The organism is Thermoanaerobacterium aotearoense, assembly GCF_009905255.1.
GTDB lineage: Bacteria > Bacillota > Thermoanaerobacteria > Thermoanaerobacterales > Thermoanaerobacteraceae > Thermoanaerobacterium > Thermoanaerobacterium aotearoense.
Genome location: NZ_CP047602.1, coordinates 1,641,241 through 1,659,128, shown reverse-complemented (window position 1 = coordinate 1,659,128; position 17,888 = coordinate 1,641,241). Strand labels below are relative to the sequence as shown.

20 protein-coding genes are annotated in these 17,888 nt (G+C 34.9%); all 20 read left to right on the top strand.

The genetic code is table 11. From position 1 onward, the window contains the following. The first annotated feature begins 8 nt into the window (after nucleotides 1–8). Nucleotides 9–734, top strand: coding sequence for an RNA polymerase sporulation sigma factor SigE (gene sigE, locus GSH73_RS08415; RefSeq protein WP_014758453.1), 726 nt, complete (start codon nucleotides 9–11; stop codon nucleotides 732–734). Nucleotides 735–799: 65 nt separating this feature from the next. Next, complete coding sequence (gene sigG / locus GSH73_RS08410; RefSeq protein ID WP_013787848.1) at nucleotides 800–1,570, top strand: RNA polymerase sporulation sigma factor SigG; 771 nt, start codon at nucleotides 800–802, stop codon at nucleotides 1,568–1,570. An 86-nt stretch (nucleotides 1,571–1,656) separates the two neighbouring features. Continuing rightward, nucleotides 1,657–1,908 (top strand): YlmC/YmxH family sporulation protein, encoded by a 252-nt coding sequence (locus GSH73_RS08405; RefSeq protein WP_014758454.1) that lies wholly within the window; start codon nucleotides 1,657–1,659, stop codon nucleotides 1,906–1,908. Nucleotides 1,909–1,996: 88 nt separating this feature from the next. Further along, a complete protein-coding gene (gene nrdR, locus GSH73_RS08400) occupies nucleotides 1,997–2,464 on the top strand; it encodes a transcriptional regulator NrdR (RefSeq protein WP_013787850.1) in 468 nt (155 codons plus the stop codon). A 40-nt stretch (nucleotides 2,465–2,504) separates the two neighbouring features. Next, complete coding sequence (locus tag GSH73_RS08395; RefSeq protein ID WP_014758455.1) at nucleotides 2,505–3,212, top strand: response regulator; 708 nt, start codon at nucleotides 2,505–2,507, stop codon at nucleotides 3,210–3,212. Next, nucleotides 3,205–4,566 (top strand): two-component system histidine kinase PnpS, encoded by a 1,362-nt coding sequence (gene pnpS, locus GSH73_RS08390; RefSeq protein WP_014758456.1) that lies wholly within the window; start codon nucleotides 3,205–3,207, stop codon nucleotides 4,564–4,566. Before GSH73_RS08395 ends, pnpS begins: the two co-directional genes overlap by 8 nt. A gap of 93 nt (nucleotides 4,567–4,659) precedes the next feature. After that, on the top strand, nucleotides 4,660–5,553 hold the full coding sequence (locus GSH73_RS08385; protein ID WP_014758457.1) for a phosphate ABC transporter substrate-binding protein: 894 nt from the start codon (nucleotides 4,660–4,662) through the stop codon (nucleotides 5,551–5,553). A gap of 77 nt (nucleotides 5,554–5,630) precedes the next feature. Continuing rightward, a complete protein-coding gene (locus GSH73_RS08380) occupies nucleotides 5,631–7,310 on the top strand; it encodes a methyl-accepting chemotaxis protein (protein ID WP_014758458.1) in 1,680 nt (559 codons plus the stop codon). A 101-nt stretch (nucleotides 7,311–7,411) separates the two neighbouring features. Beyond that, nucleotides 7,412–8,317, top strand: coding sequence for a phosphate ABC transporter permease subunit PstC (pstC, locus tag GSH73_RS08375; RefSeq protein ID WP_014758459.1), 906 nt, complete (start codon nucleotides 7,412–7,414; stop codon nucleotides 8,315–8,317). Next, the gene (gene pstA, locus GSH73_RS08370; protein ID WP_014758460.1) at nucleotides 8,314–9,201 is read left to right on the top strand and encodes a phosphate ABC transporter permease PstA; all 888 of its coding nucleotides are present in this window, start codon (nucleotides 8,314–8,316) and stop codon (nucleotides 9,199–9,201) included. The genes pstC and pstA overlap by 4 nt, the downstream gene beginning before the upstream one ends. Nucleotides 9,202–9,238: 37 nt before the next feature. Then, the gene (pstB, locus tag GSH73_RS08365) at nucleotides 9,239–9,988 is read left to right on the top strand and encodes a phosphate ABC transporter ATP-binding protein PstB (protein ID WP_013787856.1); all 750 of its coding nucleotides are present in this window, start codon (nucleotides 9,239–9,241) and stop codon (nucleotides 9,986–9,988) included. Nucleotides 9,989–10,001: 13 nt separating this feature from the next. After that, nucleotides 10,002–10,658, top strand: coding sequence for a phosphate signaling complex protein PhoU (gene phoU / locus GSH73_RS08360; protein WP_014758461.1), 657 nt, complete (start codon nucleotides 10,002–10,004; stop codon nucleotides 10,656–10,658). An 81-nt stretch (nucleotides 10,659–10,739) separates the two neighbouring features. Next, the gene (locus GSH73_RS08355) at nucleotides 10,740–11,456 is read left to right on the top strand and encodes a DUF1614 domain-containing protein (RefSeq protein ID WP_014758462.1); all 717 of its coding nucleotides are present in this window, start codon (nucleotides 10,740–10,742) and stop codon (nucleotides 11,454–11,456) included. After that, the gene (gene spoIIP, locus GSH73_RS08350) at nucleotides 11,437–12,570 is read left to right on the top strand and encodes a stage II sporulation protein P (RefSeq protein WP_014758463.1); all 1,134 of its coding nucleotides are present in this window, start codon (nucleotides 11,437–11,439) and stop codon (nucleotides 12,568–12,570) included. Before GSH73_RS08355 ends, spoIIP begins: the two co-directional genes overlap by 20 nt. Before the next feature lie 40 nt (nucleotides 12,571–12,610). Continuing rightward, on the top strand, nucleotides 12,611–13,069 hold the full coding sequence (locus tag GSH73_RS08345; RefSeq protein ID WP_014758464.1) for a DUF3189 family protein: 459 nt from the start codon (nucleotides 12,611–12,613) through the stop codon (nucleotides 13,067–13,069). Continuing rightward, on the top strand, nucleotides 13,066–13,530 hold the full coding sequence (locus GSH73_RS08340) for a DUF3189 family protein (protein ID WP_014758465.1): 465 nt from the start codon (nucleotides 13,066–13,068) through the stop codon (nucleotides 13,528–13,530). The genes GSH73_RS08345 and GSH73_RS08340 overlap by 4 nt, the downstream gene beginning before the upstream one ends. Nucleotides 13,531–13,581: 51 nt before the next feature. After that, nucleotides 13,582–14,883, top strand: coding sequence for a DUF512 domain-containing protein (locus GSH73_RS08335; RefSeq protein ID WP_014758466.1), 1,302 nt, complete (start codon nucleotides 13,582–13,584; stop codon nucleotides 14,881–14,883). A gap of 4 nt (nucleotides 14,884–14,887) precedes the next feature. Next, complete coding sequence (gene der / locus GSH73_RS08330) at nucleotides 14,888–16,207, top strand: ribosome biogenesis GTPase Der (RefSeq protein WP_038069382.1); 1,320 nt, start codon at nucleotides 14,888–14,890, stop codon at nucleotides 16,205–16,207. Nucleotides 16,208–16,223: 16 nt separating this feature from the next. Beyond that, nucleotides 16,224–16,820 (top strand): glycerol-3-phosphate 1-O-acyltransferase PlsY, encoded by a 597-nt coding sequence (gene plsY, locus GSH73_RS08325; protein ID WP_014758468.1) that lies wholly within the window; start codon nucleotides 16,224–16,226, stop codon nucleotides 16,818–16,820. Nucleotides 16,821–16,833: 13 nt separating this feature from the next. Beyond that, nucleotides 16,834–17,826, top strand: coding sequence for an NAD(P)H-dependent glycerol-3-phosphate dehydrogenase (locus GSH73_RS08320; protein ID WP_014758469.1), 993 nt, complete (start codon nucleotides 16,834–16,836; stop codon nucleotides 17,824–17,826). Nucleotides 17,827–17,888: the final 62 nt, after the last annotated feature.

Below are 17,888 nucleotides of genomic sequence, written 5' to 3'. Positions count from 1 at the left end.
ATGATGCGGTGAATATTAAGACAAAAGTGAAAGTAACTATTCAGTTGGCAATACTAAAAGTGTTGACAAAACTGAAAATTCGAGATTCGATCTTTTATGTTGGCGGCAGTGAGGCTTTGCCTCCTCCTCTTTCAGCAGAAGAAGAAATGTTTTTGATAGCGAAAATGGAAGCAGGCGATAATGAAGCCAAGTCAATGTTAATCGAGAGGAATTTGCGCCTTGTAGTCTATATTGCAAAAAAATTCGAGAATACTGGAGTAGGAATAGAAGATCTTATTTCCATAGGAACTATTGGACTTATTAAGTCAATAAATACATTCAATCCTCGTAAAAAGATAAAACTGGCTACTTATGCATCAAGATGCATAGAAAATGAAATACTCATGTATTTAAGGAGAAACAGCAAGACCAGAATGGAGGTTTCATTTGATGAACCACTGAATATTGATTGGGATGGGAATGAGCTTCTTCTTTCAGATATTTTAGGCACAGACAATGAGTTGGTGTATAAAATCATTGAAGACGAAGTCGACAAACAATTATTGAAAAATGCATTAAAAAAGCTATCTGATAGAGAAAAGCGAATCATAGGATTGAGGTTTGGACTCAGCGGTGGAACAGAAATGACTCAAAAGGAAGTAGCTGACCTATTAGGCATATCGCAGTCCTACATTTCAAGGCTGGAAAAAAGGATTTTAAAAAGACTCAAAAAAGAAATAAATAGATTAGTTTAAAATTGAATAAAATTTGCTCCGCAGGTAATACTTAAAATTAACCAATACATTTGGAGGATGGGCATATGAATAATAAAGTAGAGATCTGCGGAGTAAATACTTCCAAGTTACCTGTACTAAAAGGCGCTAAACAAAAGGAACTGCTTTTAAGAATGAAAAACGGCGATAAAAGCGCCAGAGAAGAATTCATAAATGGAAATTTGAGACTTGTATTAAGCGTTATACAAAGATTTAACAATCGTGGCGAGTATGTAGATGATTTGTTTCAAGTTGGCTGTATAGGCTTGATTAAGGCGATAGATAATTTTGATTTAAATCAGAACGTGAAATTTTCAACGTATGCAGTGCCAATGATCATTGGAGAGATCAGACGGTATTTAAGAGATAACAATTCTATTAGGGTTAGCAGATCATTGAGAGATGTGGCATATAAGGCTTTGCAAGTAAGAGATAAACTTGTCAATGAAAATTCAAAAGAACCTACGGTTGGCGATATAGCGAAAGAATTAAACATACCGAGAGAAGAAGTGGTTTTTGCACTTGATGCTATACAAGATCCTGTGTCACTTTTTGAGCCAATATACCATGATGGTGGAGACGCAATATACGTGATGGACCAGATTGGCGATGAAAAAAACGTAGACGAAGTATGGTTGGAACAAATAGCATTAAAGGAGGCGATAAAGAAGTTAAACGACAGAGAAAAGATGATATTGACGATGCGCTTCTTTGAAGGAAAAACTCAAATGGAGGTTGCAAAAGAGATTGGCATATCACAAGCTCAAGTGTCAAGACTTGAAAAATCAGCATTATCCCACATGAGAAAATATATATGACTTGCCTTATGGCAAGTTTTTCTATTGTAATTTGATAAGAATAACTGCATATATTTTTAGTATAAAGATTTGAAGGGGGAATCGAAATGTTTAAAACATCAGATTTAAGAGATAAAGACGTAATTGATGTAAAAACCGGCAAGAGACTTGGCAATATCATCGACATAGAAGTAAACTTGGAGGAAGGCAAAGTAGATGGATTTATAATACCAGGCGAGACAAAAGGATTTAGACTTTTTTCAAAGGATCAGGACTTGTACATACCATGGCATTCTGTAAAAAAAATAGGAGAAGATGTTATACTAATTGATATTAACGAAGATGTAACACAAGTTTGACTATTTACATCAATTTTATTATAATTTTATTAGCAATTGTCGATGAAAAAAGTTTTTTGATCGGTTGTGACGAAAGGAATGATAATTTTTGAAATGTCCTTTTTGCGGTTATTTAGATTCTAAAGTGATTGATTCTCGACCTACCGATGATTCTACTTCAATAAGGAGAAGGCGGGAATGCATAAATTGCGGCAAAAGGTTTACCACTTATGAAAAAGTCGAGCAAGTTCCAATTCTGGTAATAAAGAAAGATTTAAGCAGAGAGTCTTATGACAGGGATAAAATACTAAGAGGCATGATAAAGGCTTGTGAAAAAAGGCCTGTTCCTATTCAAAAATTAGAAGAGTTGACAGATGAAATAGAAAGAGATATTTACAATTCTTATGAAAAGGAAATCACATCTGCTAAAATTGGAGAGATGGTGATGGAAAAGCTTAAAAATGTTGATGAAGTGGCGTATGTAAGATTTGCATCTGTTTACAGACAATTTAAAGACATAAACACTTTTATGGACGAGCTAAAAAAATTGCTAAATGATACCGAGGAGAAGAAATGAATCTTTATTTTTGTACATGAGGTACTTAGGAGGTGCAATTTTGGCACATACAATTCTTGTTATTGAAGATGAAGCCCATATTTTAGAATTGCTAAGGTATAATTTGGAAGCACAAGGGTATAATGTTGTCTTGACTGATAATGGCAAAGATGGCCTTGAGAAATGTAAAGAAACGAATCCTGATCTGGTTCTTTTAGATTTGATGCTTCCAGATATAGATGGCATAGATGTGTGTAAGAAGTTAAAATCAGATGAACATCTTAAAAACATCCCTATAATTATGCTGACTGCAAAGAGCGAAGAAGTAGACAAGATATTAGGATTGGAACTTGGGGCAGATGATTACATTACAAAGCCTTTTAGCATAAGAGAGCTTCTGGCAAGGATTAAAGTAGTGTTAAGAAGATCTAAAAATGAGTCTGAAGATAATGAGATCATTAAGTTTGGAGATATTACGATAGATACTGAAAAGCATTTGGTTTATAAAGGCAATGAATTGCTTGATCTCACTTTAAAAGAGTTTGAGCTTTTAAAGCTTCTATCAAAAAATCGAGGCAAAGTTTTGACTCGAGATTATTTGTTGGACAAGGTATGGGGATATGAATACGCTGGCGAAACAAGAACTGTAGATGTCCACATACGGCATTTGAGAAAAAAGATAGAAGATGACGATAAGCTTCCAGTATATATTGAAACTGTACGTGGCATCGGGTACAAATTAAAGGATACAGGTGAAAGTGATGTTTAAAAAACTGTACTACACCTATTTTATCATAAGCTTTTTAGGCATCTTGGCAACATCATTTTTTTTTATTGGGAAAGTGTCAATGGTGAGGTTTGTCATCGGGATGCTTTTTGGGCTAATTGTCAGCAACTTTTTTGGTTACAGGCTAATAAAAGGTATTGTTCAGCCTATCAATGAGATTACCGATGTTGCTAAAGAGATAACGAAAGGCAATTACGAGCATAGAATTGAGATAAAATCAATCGATGAGATTGGTCAATTATCATTTGCCATAAATACAATGTCGGACAAGCTTCAAGAGACGATAGACGAGCTGTACGATAGAAATGCAAAGTTAGAAGCTATCTTGAAAAGTTTAGTAAATGGCGTTGTAGCTTTTGACGAAAATGAGAAAATTTTGCTCATAAATGATTCGGCTCGGACAATGCTTGGCATTAAGGACAATTATGCAGTTGGGAAACACATATTGGATGTTGTGAGAAATTCGAAATTTCACGATGTTTTAGAAAAAATCATAAAGGATAAGGGATACAATATAGATAACTTTGAGATTGACACATTTAACAAACATCTAAAAATATACTCCAGTCCAATCGTTCATCAAGTCACGCATAAAAAATTAGGATTTGTTGTCATAATAAATGATATAACGGAAATTAGAAAGTTAGAAAAAATCAGAAGTGATTTTGTGGCAAATGTATCACATGAGTTAAGGACGCCACTTACTTCTATAAGAGGTTTTATTGAGACATTAAGGGAAGGCGCAATTGATAATGTTGAGAGAAGGGACAGATTTTTAGAGATCATCGAATTTGAAGCTGAAAGGCTTACAAGGCTAATAAATGACATTTTAACGCTTTCTGAGATAGAAAATTTAAAAGAAGGTTTTGTAAAAGAGGATATTGCAATTGATGAAGAGATTAATGAGATTTTTTATATTATGGAAAAGACTGCTAATGATAAAAATATAAGGCTTATAAAAGATTTGAACTGCAGGAATGTTGTGATTAAGACCAGCAAGGATAGACTTAGGCAGATGATTATTAATCTTGTTGACAATGGCATAAAGTATACTCCTGAAGGTGGATATGTGAAAGTCACCACAAACGATAGAGAAAATAATGTCGTAATAGAAGTAGAAGACAGCGGAATAGGCATATCAAAGGAAAATATACCGAGACTTTTTGAGAGATTTTATCGTGTCGATAAAGGAAGATCCAGAAAATTAGGTGGCACTGGACTGGGGCTTGCAATTGTAAAACACATTGTAGAATCCATGAAAGGTACTATTGCTGTTGAAAGCGAGATTGGCAAAGGCACAAAATTTACGATTATTTTGCCTAAAGAGCAAAAATAGTACATGATTTTACATGATTTTAACACAAGCTTAATACAGGCTTTACAATAGACTGTTATACTAAACTTGTAAAAAAAATACGGAGGTGCAATTATGTCGAAGAGTAAAATAGCAAAAGTTTTGTTGTCTGTATTGATGGTTTTAAGTGTGTTTTTATTTTCTGCATGTGGTCCAAATACTAATAATTCAGGATCATCTAATCAATCAAGTAGCAATCAAGATATTTCTGGCACTGCAACAGCAGTTGGTTCTACAGCTTTACAGCCCTTAGTAGAGCAAGCAGCTACATTATTTAATCAAAAATATCCTAATGCGACTATCAATGTCCAAGGCGGCGGAAGTGGTACTGGTTTGACGCAGGTAGCACAAGGCGCAGCGGATATAGGCGATTCAGACATATACGCAGAAGAGAAATCAGGTATTGATGCAAAATCATTGGTAGATCACAAAGTTGCTGTTGTAGGTTTTGCTGTTGTTGTCAATAAAGACGTGACGATAGACAATTTGACGCAGCAACAATTGGTAGACATATTTACAGGCAAGATAAAAAATTGGAAAGAAGTTGGCGGTCCAGACGAACCTATTGTTGTAATAAATAGACCTACAAGTTCAGGTACAAGAGCTACTTTTAAGAAAATCGTATTAGGTGGACAAGATGAAGTGCAGGGATTGGCGTTGACAGAAGATGCTTCAGGTACTGTTAGAAAGACAGTTGCAGAAAAGAAAGGCGCAATAAGCTATCTTGCGTTCTCCTATCTTGACGATTCTGTAAAAGCTTTGAAGTACAATGGTGTTGCGCCTACAAAAGAAAATGTCATAAATGGCACGTATCCAATTGCATCGTACGAGCACATGTACACTAAAGGCGAACCTAAAGGCGTTGTGAAGGCATTCTTAGATTTTATGATGTCTGATGAAGTTCAAAAAGGACCTGCAGAGAAGCTTGGTTTTATAAACATAAATGACATGAAAGTAACTTTAAAATAGGCAAAAACAAAATATAAAATAATAATTTTTATAAGAGCTGGTATTTATACTGGCTCTTATGTTTAGGAGAGAAATAAATGAAGAAATTGAGTATATCTGGTCTTAGAATCAGAACAAAGATGATACTTCTTTTTTCAATCCTTGTATTGATATCTATAACAATTGTAGGCTTTACTACATATACAATTACAAAAAATTACATAGTCAATGACATACAAAATAGTTTATCAAGTTCCACAAAAACCATGATAAATCAAATCTCGCTTTTAGAAGGTGCTTATAATTCAAGTGAATTTGGAGCCAAACTTCAATATGTCATTGAAAGCGAAAAAGCTTCTTATATTACAAGAGGACTTAAACCACAAATTTACATATTTGATAGGCAACTAAATTCCATAAGATGGCAAGATGGCAGTTTAAAAAAAGAAGAAAACAATGTAATCAGTAAATCACAAATAGCTGAGATGTTTAAGAAAAATAATGGTCTTGTACATACAAAGCTGAGCAATAATGACGTATTAATAAGCTATAGATATATTATTGAAAAGGATTGGCTATACGTAATTATTGTTAGTGAAAATGCTTATTTAAAACCTGTATATGAAATAAGAAATGCAACTTTATTAATAGGTTTATTTTCGCTAATTTTTGCATTTATACTATCAATGATTGGAACTAAAGGGATTACAGAGCCTTTAACAAAATTGCAAAAAGTCTTCAATAAAATTTCAACTGGAGATTTAAAGATTGTATCTGATATTAAGACAGGGAGTCTTGAAATAGTTAATATTTCAAATAGTGTAAGTTACATGGTTTCTAATTTAAGAGACATAGTACAGAAAATTTATAAAATAATTGAAGGATTAAATGCACATGCAGAAACTTTTAAAGATGTTTCTGCAAAATCAATAGAAAAAACAAAAGAAATCTTTGAAAGCATGAAAGAGATATCATCAGGCTCTGAAAAACAGAAGATTGCTATAGAAAATACGACAAATAATATTGTTGAGATTAAATCATCAGCTAATTTGATGATGCTAAATGTAGATAAAACCGTAAATTCGGCTAAAGTTATGAATGAAACTGCTGTGATGGGTTTAAACGCAATCGAAAATGTTGCGGAAAACATGAAAGCAATTAGTTTGAGCGTTCAGGATACTTATGAATTATTTAAAAGATTGGTGATAAATTCAAAAAAGATAAATGACATCGTGGATATCATTAAAAATATATCAAAACAGACCCACTTACTTTCGCTGAATGCAGCAATTGAGGCTGCAAAAGCTAAAGAACATGGAAGAGGATTTAGGGTTGTCGCCGATGAAATAAGGAAATTATCCGTAGATTCTGAAAATGCTATTGTACAAGCATCGGCTATTCTATCTGAAGTGTTAGATGAGATTTACAGCGCTAATACCAGGATAGAAAAAGAAAAAGATGTGATTGCTAAGGGATTGTCTATAAGCGAAAGGGCGAAAGAAAATTTCAATGATATTTATATGAATATAAAGATCACAAAAGAAAATATTTTGGAATTAGAAGAGTATATAAAAAAAGTAACAGGAAATCTTGATAAAATAATGTCGGATGCGTTAATAGTGAAAGAAATATCAGCCGGTTTTAATCAAAATGCTGGTGCTGTGGAGAAAAATATTGATGAAGAGTATGAGATGATAATAAACTTGGAAAAAGCTACAAATGATTTGATTGATTACGCTCAATTGCTAAATGAATCAGTAAAAGATTTTAAGATTTAACATAAAATTAACACAAATTTTACATTACCTTAATGAATATTTTTTTTTATTTTGATACTATAATTAAAGTATTGTCGAAAATTCATATCAGGAGGTAAAAAATGTCTGAAAAGTATGACAAAAGACGAAAGATTTTTGACAAGATTGGAAAAACGTATGCTTTTATTTGTGCTTTCTTATTGATAGTTATAACTGTTTCCATTTTCTACTTTGTTGCAACAAAAGGGTTATCAACTTTTATTGTTGATAAGCGTTCTATAAGCGAATTTCTTTTTGGGACCACATGGAAACCAGATAGGCCTAATAGTCAAGGAGGACTTGCTATAGGTTCACTTCAGTTTATACTGGGTTCTGTGCTTGTATCAGTTTTTGCAATTTTGATAAGCACACCTCTTAGCATATCGGCAGCTATCTTCATGGTTGAAATAGCGAAAAAACTTGGAAGAAATTTATTGCAGCCTGCGATGGAGATATTCGTTGGAATCCCTTCTGTCGTATACGGTTGGATTGGACTTACCGTTTTAGTTCCTTTCATCAGCAAACATATTGGTGGATTAGGTTTTAGTCTGCTGGCAGGTATTTTAGTATTGACGATAATGGTGCTTCCTACGATAACAAGTGTCAGCACAGATGCTATTAAGTCATTGCCTTGGGAGATACGAGAGGCTTCTTATGCTCTTGGTGCTACAAGATGGCAGACGATTAGAAGGGTAGTATTGCCTGCCGCAAAGTCTGGTATACTTACGGCGGTTGTATTAGGGCTGGCTCGTGCTTTCGGTGAAGCTTTGGCGGTTCAAATGGTTATTGGAAACAGCCCGGCGATTCCTTTGTCGTTCTTGCAGCCTATGTCCACGATTACATCTGTTATTACTATGGATATGGCCAATACGGTTACTGGTTCAACTTGGAATAATGCCCTTTGGTCATTGGCATTATTATTGCTCTTGATTTCTTTCGGATTTATTCTCATAATAAGGCTTGTTGGCAGGAGGAGCATGTATAAATGAAATCAAAATTTTACGATAGGTTAGCAACGATTTACTTTTATGTTGTAGCAGGAGTCATAGTGCTTTTTCTCTTATCTCTTATAATGTATATATTGTATCAAGGCAGAAGCGAATTGAATTTGCATTTTATATTGACGCCTCCAAAGTTTATGGAGAAAGGCGGAGGCATAGCACCTCAGATATTTAATTCGCTGTTGCTTTTAGTACTAACGCTTATTATTTCAGTTCCAATTGGAGTTGGTGCAGGACTTTATATGGCAGAGTATGCAAGACCCAGCAAAATAACTGAGTTGATTAGGTTGTCAACAGAGACATTGTCATCGCTGCCATCAATTGTTGTAGGTCTTTTTGGACTTTTAATTTTTGTAAATATGCTTCATTGGGGATATTCGCTTATGTCAGGCGCGCTGGCTCTTACTGTATTAAATTTGCCTGTTATGGCAAGAGTCAGTGAAGATGCTATAAAAAGCGTTTCATCTTCTTTAAAAGAGGCAAGTTTTGCATTAGGTGCCACAAAATGGCAGACTATAGTAAAAGTTTTAATCCCATCTGCATTGCCGGGGCTTATAACAGGCATAATACTCACATCTGGTAGGATTTTTGGAGAAGCTGCTGCGCTTTTATACACCGCTGGTATGAGTACACCTATGCTTAATTTTAAAGTGTTAAATCCATTAATGCCAAACTCTCCATTTTATCCGTTTAGGGCCGCCGAGACTTTAGCTGTATACATTTGGAAAGTTAATAGTGAAGGGCTTGCGCCGGATGCCAGACAAATTGCAGATGGTTCAGCGGCAGTTCTTCTCATAATCGTATTGCTATTTAATATTTTAGCTCGTTGGCTTGGAAATATTTTATATAAAAAGATGACAGGCGGAAAATAATGCAATATAATTATTATAGAAAGGGGAAACCTTTTTCATGAAAAAGATTGAAGTAAGGGATCTTGATTTGTTTTATGGCCAGATGCAGGCTTTGAAAAAAATAAATATAGATGTGGAAGAAAACAGCGTCATGGCTTTAATTGGCCCATCTGGATGCGGAAAGTCTACTTTTTTAAGGACATTGAATAGGATGAATGACCTTATAGATGGGGTGACTATAAAAGGAACTGTAATGATAGACAATCAAAATATATACAAGGATGTGGATGCAATAGAGCTTAGAAAAAGGGTGGGAATGGTATTTCAAAAGCCAAATCCTTTTCCAATGACGATATACGATAATATTGCATACGGTCCGCGAATACACGGGCAGAAAAATAAGAAAATATTAAATGAGATAGTTGAAAAAAGTTTAAAAGATGCAGCTCTTTGGGATGAAGTTAAGGATAGGCTTAATGATTCAGCATTAGGCTTATCAGGTGGTCAGCAGCAGAGATTGTGTATAGCAAGGACATTGGCAATCGAACCAGAGATAATCTTGATGGATGAGCCTACATCTGCTCTTGATCCGATTTCAACCATGAAGATAGAAGAATTAATAGACCAATTGAAGAATAAATATACTATAGTTATTGTTACACACAATATGCAGCAGGCTGGAAGAGTGTCTGACTCAACGTCATTTTTCTTAAATGGCGAGATAATTGAGACAGGAAAAACTGAGGATATATTTTATAATCCACGTGACAAACGTACAGAGGATTATATAACGGGAAGATTCGGTTAAAGGAGGTGCTATTGTGAATAGGACACACTTTGAAAAAGAGTTGGAAGATTTACACTATGATATTTTGAAGATGGGTGCAATGGTTGAAGAAGCTATCGGAAATTCCATATTATCTTTAATAAACCATGATGTAGAAATGGCTCAGAAAGTAATCGATCAAGACGACAGGATAGATGAAAAAGAAGTGGAAATTGACGATAGATGTTCCAGGATAATTTTGACACAGCAGCCGTTGGCAAGAGATCTTAGGATTGTTCTTACAGGCCTTAAGATAAATACTGATTTGGAAAGAATGGCAGACCATGCAGTAGACATAGCAAAAACCACAATCAGAATAGCACATCAGACGTACATTAAGCCTCTCATTGACATACCAAGGATGAGCGACATTGTGAGAGAGATGGTTAAGCTGTCTCTTGACTCTTATGTGAATCAAGATACACAATTAGCTAAGACCATCAACCAAAAGGATGATATTGTCGATAGCTTATACAAGCAGATTTTTAGAGAGCTTCTCACCTATATGATAGAAGATCCAAAAAACATCGATCAAGCTGCACAATTCTTATTTGTCGCACGATATCTGGAGAGAATAGCAGATCATGCCACAAATATATGCGAATGGGTAATATATCTTGATAGTGGGCAGCACATAGATTTAAATGAATAAAAAACAAAAAACACCTTTTTAGGTGTTTTTTTTGTATACTTTTTTTAATACTGCAAAAGATATAAATCGAGGTGATGTTAAATGCCACTTGCTTACATAATATTATCTATAACGGGATTGTTTGTTCTTTTTGGATTCGCTCACAGAGTTTTAGACAGGATGAAGATGACAGACACATGGGCGTTGATAATAATAATGGGAATGATGGTAGGTACGTTCTTGCCGGATATACCATTAGGGAAAAAGATATCTATAAATATAGGAGGTGCTGTGATACCAGCGGCAGTTGCGGTTTATTTGTTCATAAGAGCGGAAAGAGGCGTTGAAAGAATAAATGCTGTAGTATCATCTATATTGGCGGGAACTGCTGTTTACTTGGCTGGAAAATTGCTGCCCAGTGAACCAGAAGCTATGTTTATAGAGCCTAACTATGTTTACGGCATTATCAGTGGTTTGATTGCGTATATGTTTGGCAGGTCAAGAAGATGTGCTTTTATTGCTGGTGTTATGGGAGTCATTTTAAGCGACTTAGCAGAAGGTATCACAAATATAATTTTGGCCAGACCAGGTACAATTTCTGTAGGAGGAGCAGGTGCATTTGATACTGTAGTCATATCGATGATAGTAGCAGTATTTTTCTCTGAAATACTGGGTGAAACAAGGGAAAAAATACAAGGTGGTACATCAAAGAAAAACACAGAACCGCATTTAACCAGCAGCCTTTTAAGCGAGGACGATATTAAAGCCATTAGAGAAAAATATCGCAAAAAGGACAGTGATGATTCAGATGAGAAATAAAAAAGTGATTGTGTTTATATTATTTACAGTATTAGTCACATCATTTTCATTTATAAAAGTAAATGCCGATGACTGGAGCGGCAAAGATGGCGGATATTATACGGTGTATTTAAACAAGACGAATAATGTGCTTTTTAGGATTTCTTGGGATTTAAAAGTAAACGACATGTATTTGTCGCATGACAATAAAATGTATAAGATAATAAAAGTGGATAAAAAAAATGACAAAGCTTATGCTACGTATTTAAAGACGGTAAAACTTCCAGATGTCAACATAGAAGAAGTTTCTCAAGCAATGGCTCAAAAAACAGGCGAAAGAAAAATTGCAATGTATTCTACACACAGTGATGAGTCGTATATACCGACAGATGGAACTGCCAGCATTTATGGACATGGAGGCATATATAAAGTCGATGCATCGTTAAGCAATGCGCTGTCAAAGAAGGGCATCAAAACATTTGTCGATGAGACGCTTTATTTACCGCACGACGCAATGGCATACAGGCGTTCTCGTGTTGGTGCATTAAAAATTTTAAAAAACGATAGACCTGACTTGCTGCTTGACATACACAGGGATGCTGCGCCATACCAAGATTATATACGAAAGATAGCTGGTACAAATGCAACAGGGGTTAGACTTGTCTTAGGCAGAACAAATGCGAATTTAAAAGCAAACCAAGACTTGGCTTTTCGAATAAAAGCAATAGCAGATAAAGAATATCCTAACTTGATAAAAGATATTTTTTACGGAAGTGGCGACTACAATCAAGATTTAACTCCTAATTCGTTGCTGCTGGAATTTGGAACAGATACCCATACAAGGCAGAGAGCTGAAGAATCAGCAAAGTTTATGGCTGACGTCCTTACGAAAGCTGTATATGGTACAGACGAGAAGAAACAAGTTGGCACTTTGACTAATACGCAAAAAGGAACGACATCGCAAAACAATTCTGCTGGTTGGGGCATTTGGATTCTTATAGGTGTAGCCGTTTTTTCAATTGTAGGATTTATGTTTCTGAGTACAGGTGGGCGAGAAATGATGTCTAAGATAAAAGATTATACAAAGAAAGAATTCAGCAGTTTTTTGGGAATTTTCAATAGAGATAAAAAGTGATCTAATTGGTGCAAAAAAGCACCATTTTTACAGTGTGGTGATGAAACTGAAGATAGTATACTACAGTTATTACGGATGTTTTTCATCGGTTGTTGCGGCGTATATTCACGCAGGATACTTAAAAGATGAGATATCAAAAGATACTGTATTTTCTTTGCCGGAAATGCTTGACTTAGACTACGGCGAACTAAAGTACATAGGTCTTGATGAAAACTTACATGAAATTTATGTCATAGGCATGAAAAATTTTAGCGATAATATAAAAAAAACATTAGAAGGGCTTAGAAAGATTTATAATTTGGAGTACGACAGATTAATCTTTATAGACACAAGCATGTATGAACCTAAATATCTAAAATTTATTTTTCCAATGAGAAAGATTGCGATTTTTAAAAAAATTGTCGATGAAATTTTATATAATTGGTTGATTAAGCGCTTTGATGGAATTAAAAATTTAGCTGAAGAATTAAAGAAATATGGTTTTGAGGAGAAAACATGATTATAGCTTATGTTTGTTATGGCAGTGCTCATTCGTCAATTGTGGCAGCAGCGATTCACGTTGGATTTCTTCCTGATGATAGGATTCCTGCTTTTGAAGAAATCTTGTCTTTGCCTCATTATGATATGACAGAAGGTAATCAGATAGGCATTCCGTTTTACATGGGCGTTGACGAATTTGACAATGATGTGTACGCGATTGGAGCTAAAAGCGGAAGGAAGATCATGATGAAGGCTGTAAAAAGCTTTTTAAGAGAATCCGGCATATCTGAAAAAGAAATAATGCTTATTGATACATTGCCAGCTATTGGACTCATGACGAAGTTTGGCGGTATGACGTCCAGAAGATTTAAAATGATATCCATTGGCAGACCTTTTACTGTCTATGGAATAATAAAAAAGTACAAAAACTTTTTAGACATAGTAAACAGTGTGAAGTCCAGATTAAAAGAGCTTGACTAAGTCCTTCTATTAATTCATAATATTATTGGATAATTAGTAGGAGGATATTAAATGGCATATCATAAAATAAAAGATGTACTAAAAGATAGCATTGCTGATGAAGTGGGGATTGAGCCAGGTGATACACTTATATCGATAAATGGCAGTGAAATAACAGATCTAATAGATTATAAGTTTCAAATAGCTAATGAAAATATAGAGCTTTTAATAAAGAAGGGAAATGGAGAGGAATATATTTACGAGATTGAGAAAGATTACGATGATGACTTGGGGCTTATTTTTGAGACAGGGATCATAGATAAGCTAAAGCACTGCAGAAATAAGTGCGTTTTTTGCTTTGTAGATCAATTGCCTAAGAATGTAAGGCGTAGTTTGGCTTTTAAAGATGATGACTATAGATTGTCTTTCCTTCAAGGCAATTTTGTGACGCTTACCAATGTAAGCGATGATGAATTTTCCAGGATTATAAGGTATAAGATGTCTCCAATATACTTGTCTGTTCATGCCACAGATGACGAGATCCGAAAAAAGATGATGAGGAATCCGAATGCTGGAGGGATTTTAGATAAAATAAAGGAGCTTATTAAAAATGATATTGAAGTACACTGCCAAGTAGTCTTATGTCCTGGGCTTAATGATGGGCAAATCCTTGATAAGACGATCGACGATTTGTCAAAGCTTTTTCCTGGAGTAAAGTCAGTTGCTGTTGTGCCGGTTGGGCTTACGGACCATAGAGAAGGGCTTTTTGAGCTTAAAACATTTGATAAAGAAGGAGCACAAGAAGTATTAAATAAAATATCTAAGTGGCAAGATAGATTGAAAAATGATATAAAAACATCATTTGTATTTGCAGCGGATGAATTTTACGTTTTAGCAGGAGCGGACATACCTGATTATAATGCGTATGAGAGCTTTCCGCAAATTGAAAATGGTGTAGGCCTTATGGCGATGTTTAAAAAGCAGTTTGTAGATTACTACAAAAAAATTAAGGATGTGAAACCTAAAGATAGATTTTGTGTTATAACGGGAGTATCGGCATATAAATTTATTGAAGAATTAGTTTACATGTTGAGCAAAAAAGGCATAGATATTAAAGTTGTTCCAATAATTAATAATTTCTTTGGCAAAAAGATCACTGTTTCAGGTCTTATAACAGGCAGAGATATTATAAGTCAATTAAAAGATAAAATAAATGGTGAAACTTTGATAATACCTGATTCCATGATAAAAGAAGGTACTGATTCATTTTTAGATGATGTGACAATAGACGATGTAGAAAAAGAGTTAAATACAAAAGTATTAGTTTCAGAAGTAGATGGTAAAAAATTTATACAAAAGATAATTGGAAGGTGATATGATGGCATATCCTATGGTAGGAATTGTAGGAAGACCAAATGTAGGAAAGTCAACGCTTTTTAATAAGATAACTGGACAACGCATTTCAATAGTTGAAGATCAACCTGGTGTAACAAGGGATAGGATTTACTATGAAACGGAATGGATGGATAAGAGGTTCATATTGGTTGACACAGGAGGACTTGAGCCAGATTCGGAAGATGAGTTTTTTTCGAAAATAAAAATGCAAGTTGAAGCTGCTTTAAAAACGGTTGATTTGATTTTATTTGTAATTGATGGAAAAGAAGGCGTAAGTCCTGTTGATGAGGACATAGCAAATATGCTGAGGAAATCTCGGAAAAAAGTTTTGCTTGTATTAAACAAAGTTGATAATTTTAAGGAAATGCCTATTAGCTATTATGATTCGATGCGGCTTGGATTTGGAGAACCAATAGCAATATCAGCATCTAATGGATTAGGCATAGGAGATTTGCTGGATGAAGTCATTGAAAATATACCTGATCATATAGACGAGTACGATGAAGAAACTATTAAAATATGTTTTATAGGAAAGCCAAATGTAGGCAAGTCTTCTCTTGTCAATAAGATATTAGGTGAGGAAAGAGCTATAGTTAGCGACATACCTGGCACTACAAGAGACGCTCTTGACACGTACTTTGAAAAAGATGATAAAAAATACGTCATAATCGATACGGCAGGCATGAGAAAAAAAGGAAGAATAGAAGATAAGATTGAAAGATATAGCGTTTTGAGGGCTTTAGCTGCAATTGATAGATCTGACATATGTATTCTTGTAATAGATGCTACTGAAGGTCCTACTGAGCAAGATACAAAAATTGCCGGTTATGCATTTGAGCAGAATAAAGCAATGATAATTGCGGTGAACAAATGGGATCTTATTGAAAAAGACAATAGCACCGTAAATGAATATACGAAGCTTATAAGGGAGAAATTTTCTTTTATGAGCTTTGCGCCAATAACGTTTATATCGGCCAAAACCGGTCAAAGATTGAATAAGCTTTTTGAACTAATAAATAGCGTGTGGGAAGAATACAATAAGAGGATTTCTACTGGTACGTTAAACAATGTGATAAGCGAAGCGTTGCTTATAAATCCGCCACCTGCAGAAAAAGGCCGCGTATTAAAAGTATACTACGTGACGCAATTTGGCATAAAGCCACCATCATTTGCGGTGTTTGTAAATGATCCAGAGATAATGCATTTCTCATATGTGAGGTTTATAGAGAATACAATCAGAGATAATTTTGGATTTGAAGGCGTGCCATTGAAAATCGAAGTTAGAAGAAAAGGTGAAAAGTAAAGGAGGTGAATCAACGGTGAAGATAGCATTAGCCGCTATACTTGCCTACTTAATTGGGTCATTTAACAGTGCTTATTTTTTTACTAATTTTATCAAAAAAACCGATATAAGAAAGTACGGCAGTGGAAATGCTGGCGCTACAAATGTCATGAGGGTTCTGGGATTTAAAGTTGCTTTTTTTGTGTTTTTATCTGATGTATTAAAAGGAGTTTTAGCTGTACTTCTTGGTAGACTGATTGCCGGAAATATAGGTGGATATGTTGGAGGGATCGCAGTAGTAGTCGGCCACAATTGGCCTGTTTTCTTGGGATTTAAAGGTGGTAAGGGGGTAGCTACAAGCTTTGGAGCTATTATGACCATAAGTCCTGTCATTGCGGTTTTGTCGCTTATAATAGGGATTGCTGTTATCTCTATCAGCAAGTATGTTTCGCTTGGTTCCATAATTGGAGCATTTACGTTTCTCATTTTTAATATTATTTACTATAGTTCGCTTAATATGTTGATATTTGCAATACTACTTACAGCAATGGTTGTATTTCAGCATAGAGCAAATATAAAACGATTACTCAATGGAACCGAATCGAAATTTGGGCAAAAAACAAATATAAAGTAAAGAGGGATTACAAATGGACGTTGCAATATTAGGCGCAGGCAGTTGGGGAACAGCAATGGCGATTCATTTGGATTCTATGAACCACAATGTTTGCATGTGGACGAGGGATCAAAACCAGGTGGAGGAAATCAAAAAAACAGGCTATAATAGAAGGTACCTTGATGCAAAATTGCCGAAAAGCATTGATATAACTACTGATATATATTATGCGATAAAAGACAAAAAAATAATAGTTTTAGCAGTTCCATCCCACGCAGTAAGATGTACGGTAGAGATGATGAAAGGGATCGTTGATAAATCGGCAATAATTGTAAATTTAGCAAAAGGTCTTGAAACTTCCAGCTTAAAAAGGATGTCCCAGGTTATAAAAGAGATAGTAGATAATCCAGTTGTAGTGCTTTCTGGACCAAGTCATGCCGAAGAAGTCTGTAGGCACATACCTACAGCATGTGTTATTTCATCAAACGATATAAACGCATGTGAATATGTGCAAGATGTAATGATGGATGAAAATTTCAGATTGTATATAAATAAAGACTTGATAGGCGTTGAATTAGGCGGCTCTCTTAAAAATATCATTGCATTAGGTGCTGGCATATCAGACGGGCTTGGCTTTGGAGATAATACTAAAGCTGCTCTTATGACGCGAGGACTTGCCGAAATTACTCGTTTAGGTGTTGCATTAGGGTCAGATCCACTTACTTTTTTGGGCTTGACAGGTATGGGGGATCTTATTGTAACATGCACAAGCATGTATTCACGCAACAGAAGGGCTGGCATAAAAATAGGGCAAGGAAAATCGTTAGACGAAGCATTAAGAGAAATCGGAATGGTGGTAGAGGGTGTTAATACGACTAAATCAGCTTATGAACTTTCTAAAATTCATGGAATTGAGATGCCAATAACTAATGAAATTTATTCGATATTATTTGAAGGCAAAAATCCAAGGGAAGCTGTATATTCATTGATGACTCGCAACAAAAAGCATGAGATGGAGGGCATATAAATTGTGTCCTCTTTTTTATTCATAATTGTCTATTTCCCTCATATATATGTAGTGTTAAAGTA

Excerpts from the sequence above, each read along its gene's own strand:
- GSH73_RS08340 (WP_014758465.1), top strand. The coding sequence starts at position 13,066 with ATGATTATAGCTTATGTTTGTTATGGCAGTGCTCATTCGTCAATTGTG.
- GSH73_RS08355 (WP_014758462.1), top strand. The coding sequence starts at position 10,740 with ATGCCACTTGCTTACATAATATTATCTATAACGGGATTGTTTGTTCTT.
- spoIIP (WP_014758463.1), top strand. The coding sequence starts at position 11,437 with ATGATTCAGATGAGAAATAAAAAAGTGATTGTGTTTATATTATTTACA.
- GSH73_RS08405 (WP_014758454.1), top strand. The coding sequence starts at position 1,657 with ATGTTTAAAACATCAGATTTAAGAGATAAAGACGTAATTGATGTAAAA.
- GSH73_RS08320 (WP_014758469.1), top strand. The coding sequence starts at position 16,834 with ATGGACGTTGCAATATTAGGCGCAGGCAGTTGGGGAACAGCAATGGCG.
- der (WP_038069382.1), top strand. The coding sequence starts at position 14,888 with ATGGCATATCCTATGGTAGGAATTGTAGGAAGACCAAATGTAGGAAAG.
- pstB (WP_013787856.1), top strand. The coding sequence starts at position 9,239 with ATGAAAAAGATTGAAGTAAGGGATCTTGATTTGTTTTATGGCCAGATG.
- pstC (WP_014758459.1), top strand. The coding sequence starts at position 7,412 with ATGTCTGAAAAGTATGACAAAAGACGAAAGATTTTTGACAAGATTGGA.
- sigG (WP_013787848.1), top strand. The coding sequence starts at position 800 with ATGAATAATAAAGTAGAGATCTGCGGAGTAAATACTTCCAAGTTACCT.
- pnpS (WP_014758456.1), top strand. The coding sequence starts at position 3,205 with ATGTTTAAAAAACTGTACTACACCTATTTTATCATAAGCTTTTTAGGC.
- GSH73_RS08345 (WP_014758464.1), top strand. The coding sequence starts at position 12,611 with ATGAAACTGAAGATAGTATACTACAGTTATTACGGATGTTTTTCATCG.
- pstA (WP_014758460.1), top strand. The coding sequence starts at position 8,314 with ATGAAATCAAAATTTTACGATAGGTTAGCAACGATTTACTTTTATGTT.
- GSH73_RS08385 (WP_014758457.1), top strand. The coding sequence starts at position 4,660 with ATGTCGAAGAGTAAAATAGCAAAAGTTTTGTTGTCTGTATTGATGGTT.
- GSH73_RS08380 (WP_014758458.1), top strand. The coding sequence starts at position 5,631 with ATGAAGAAATTGAGTATATCTGGTCTTAGAATCAGAACAAAGATGATA.
- GSH73_RS08335 (WP_014758466.1), top strand. The coding sequence starts at position 13,582 with ATGGCATATCATAAAATAAAAGATGTACTAAAAGATAGCATTGCTGAT.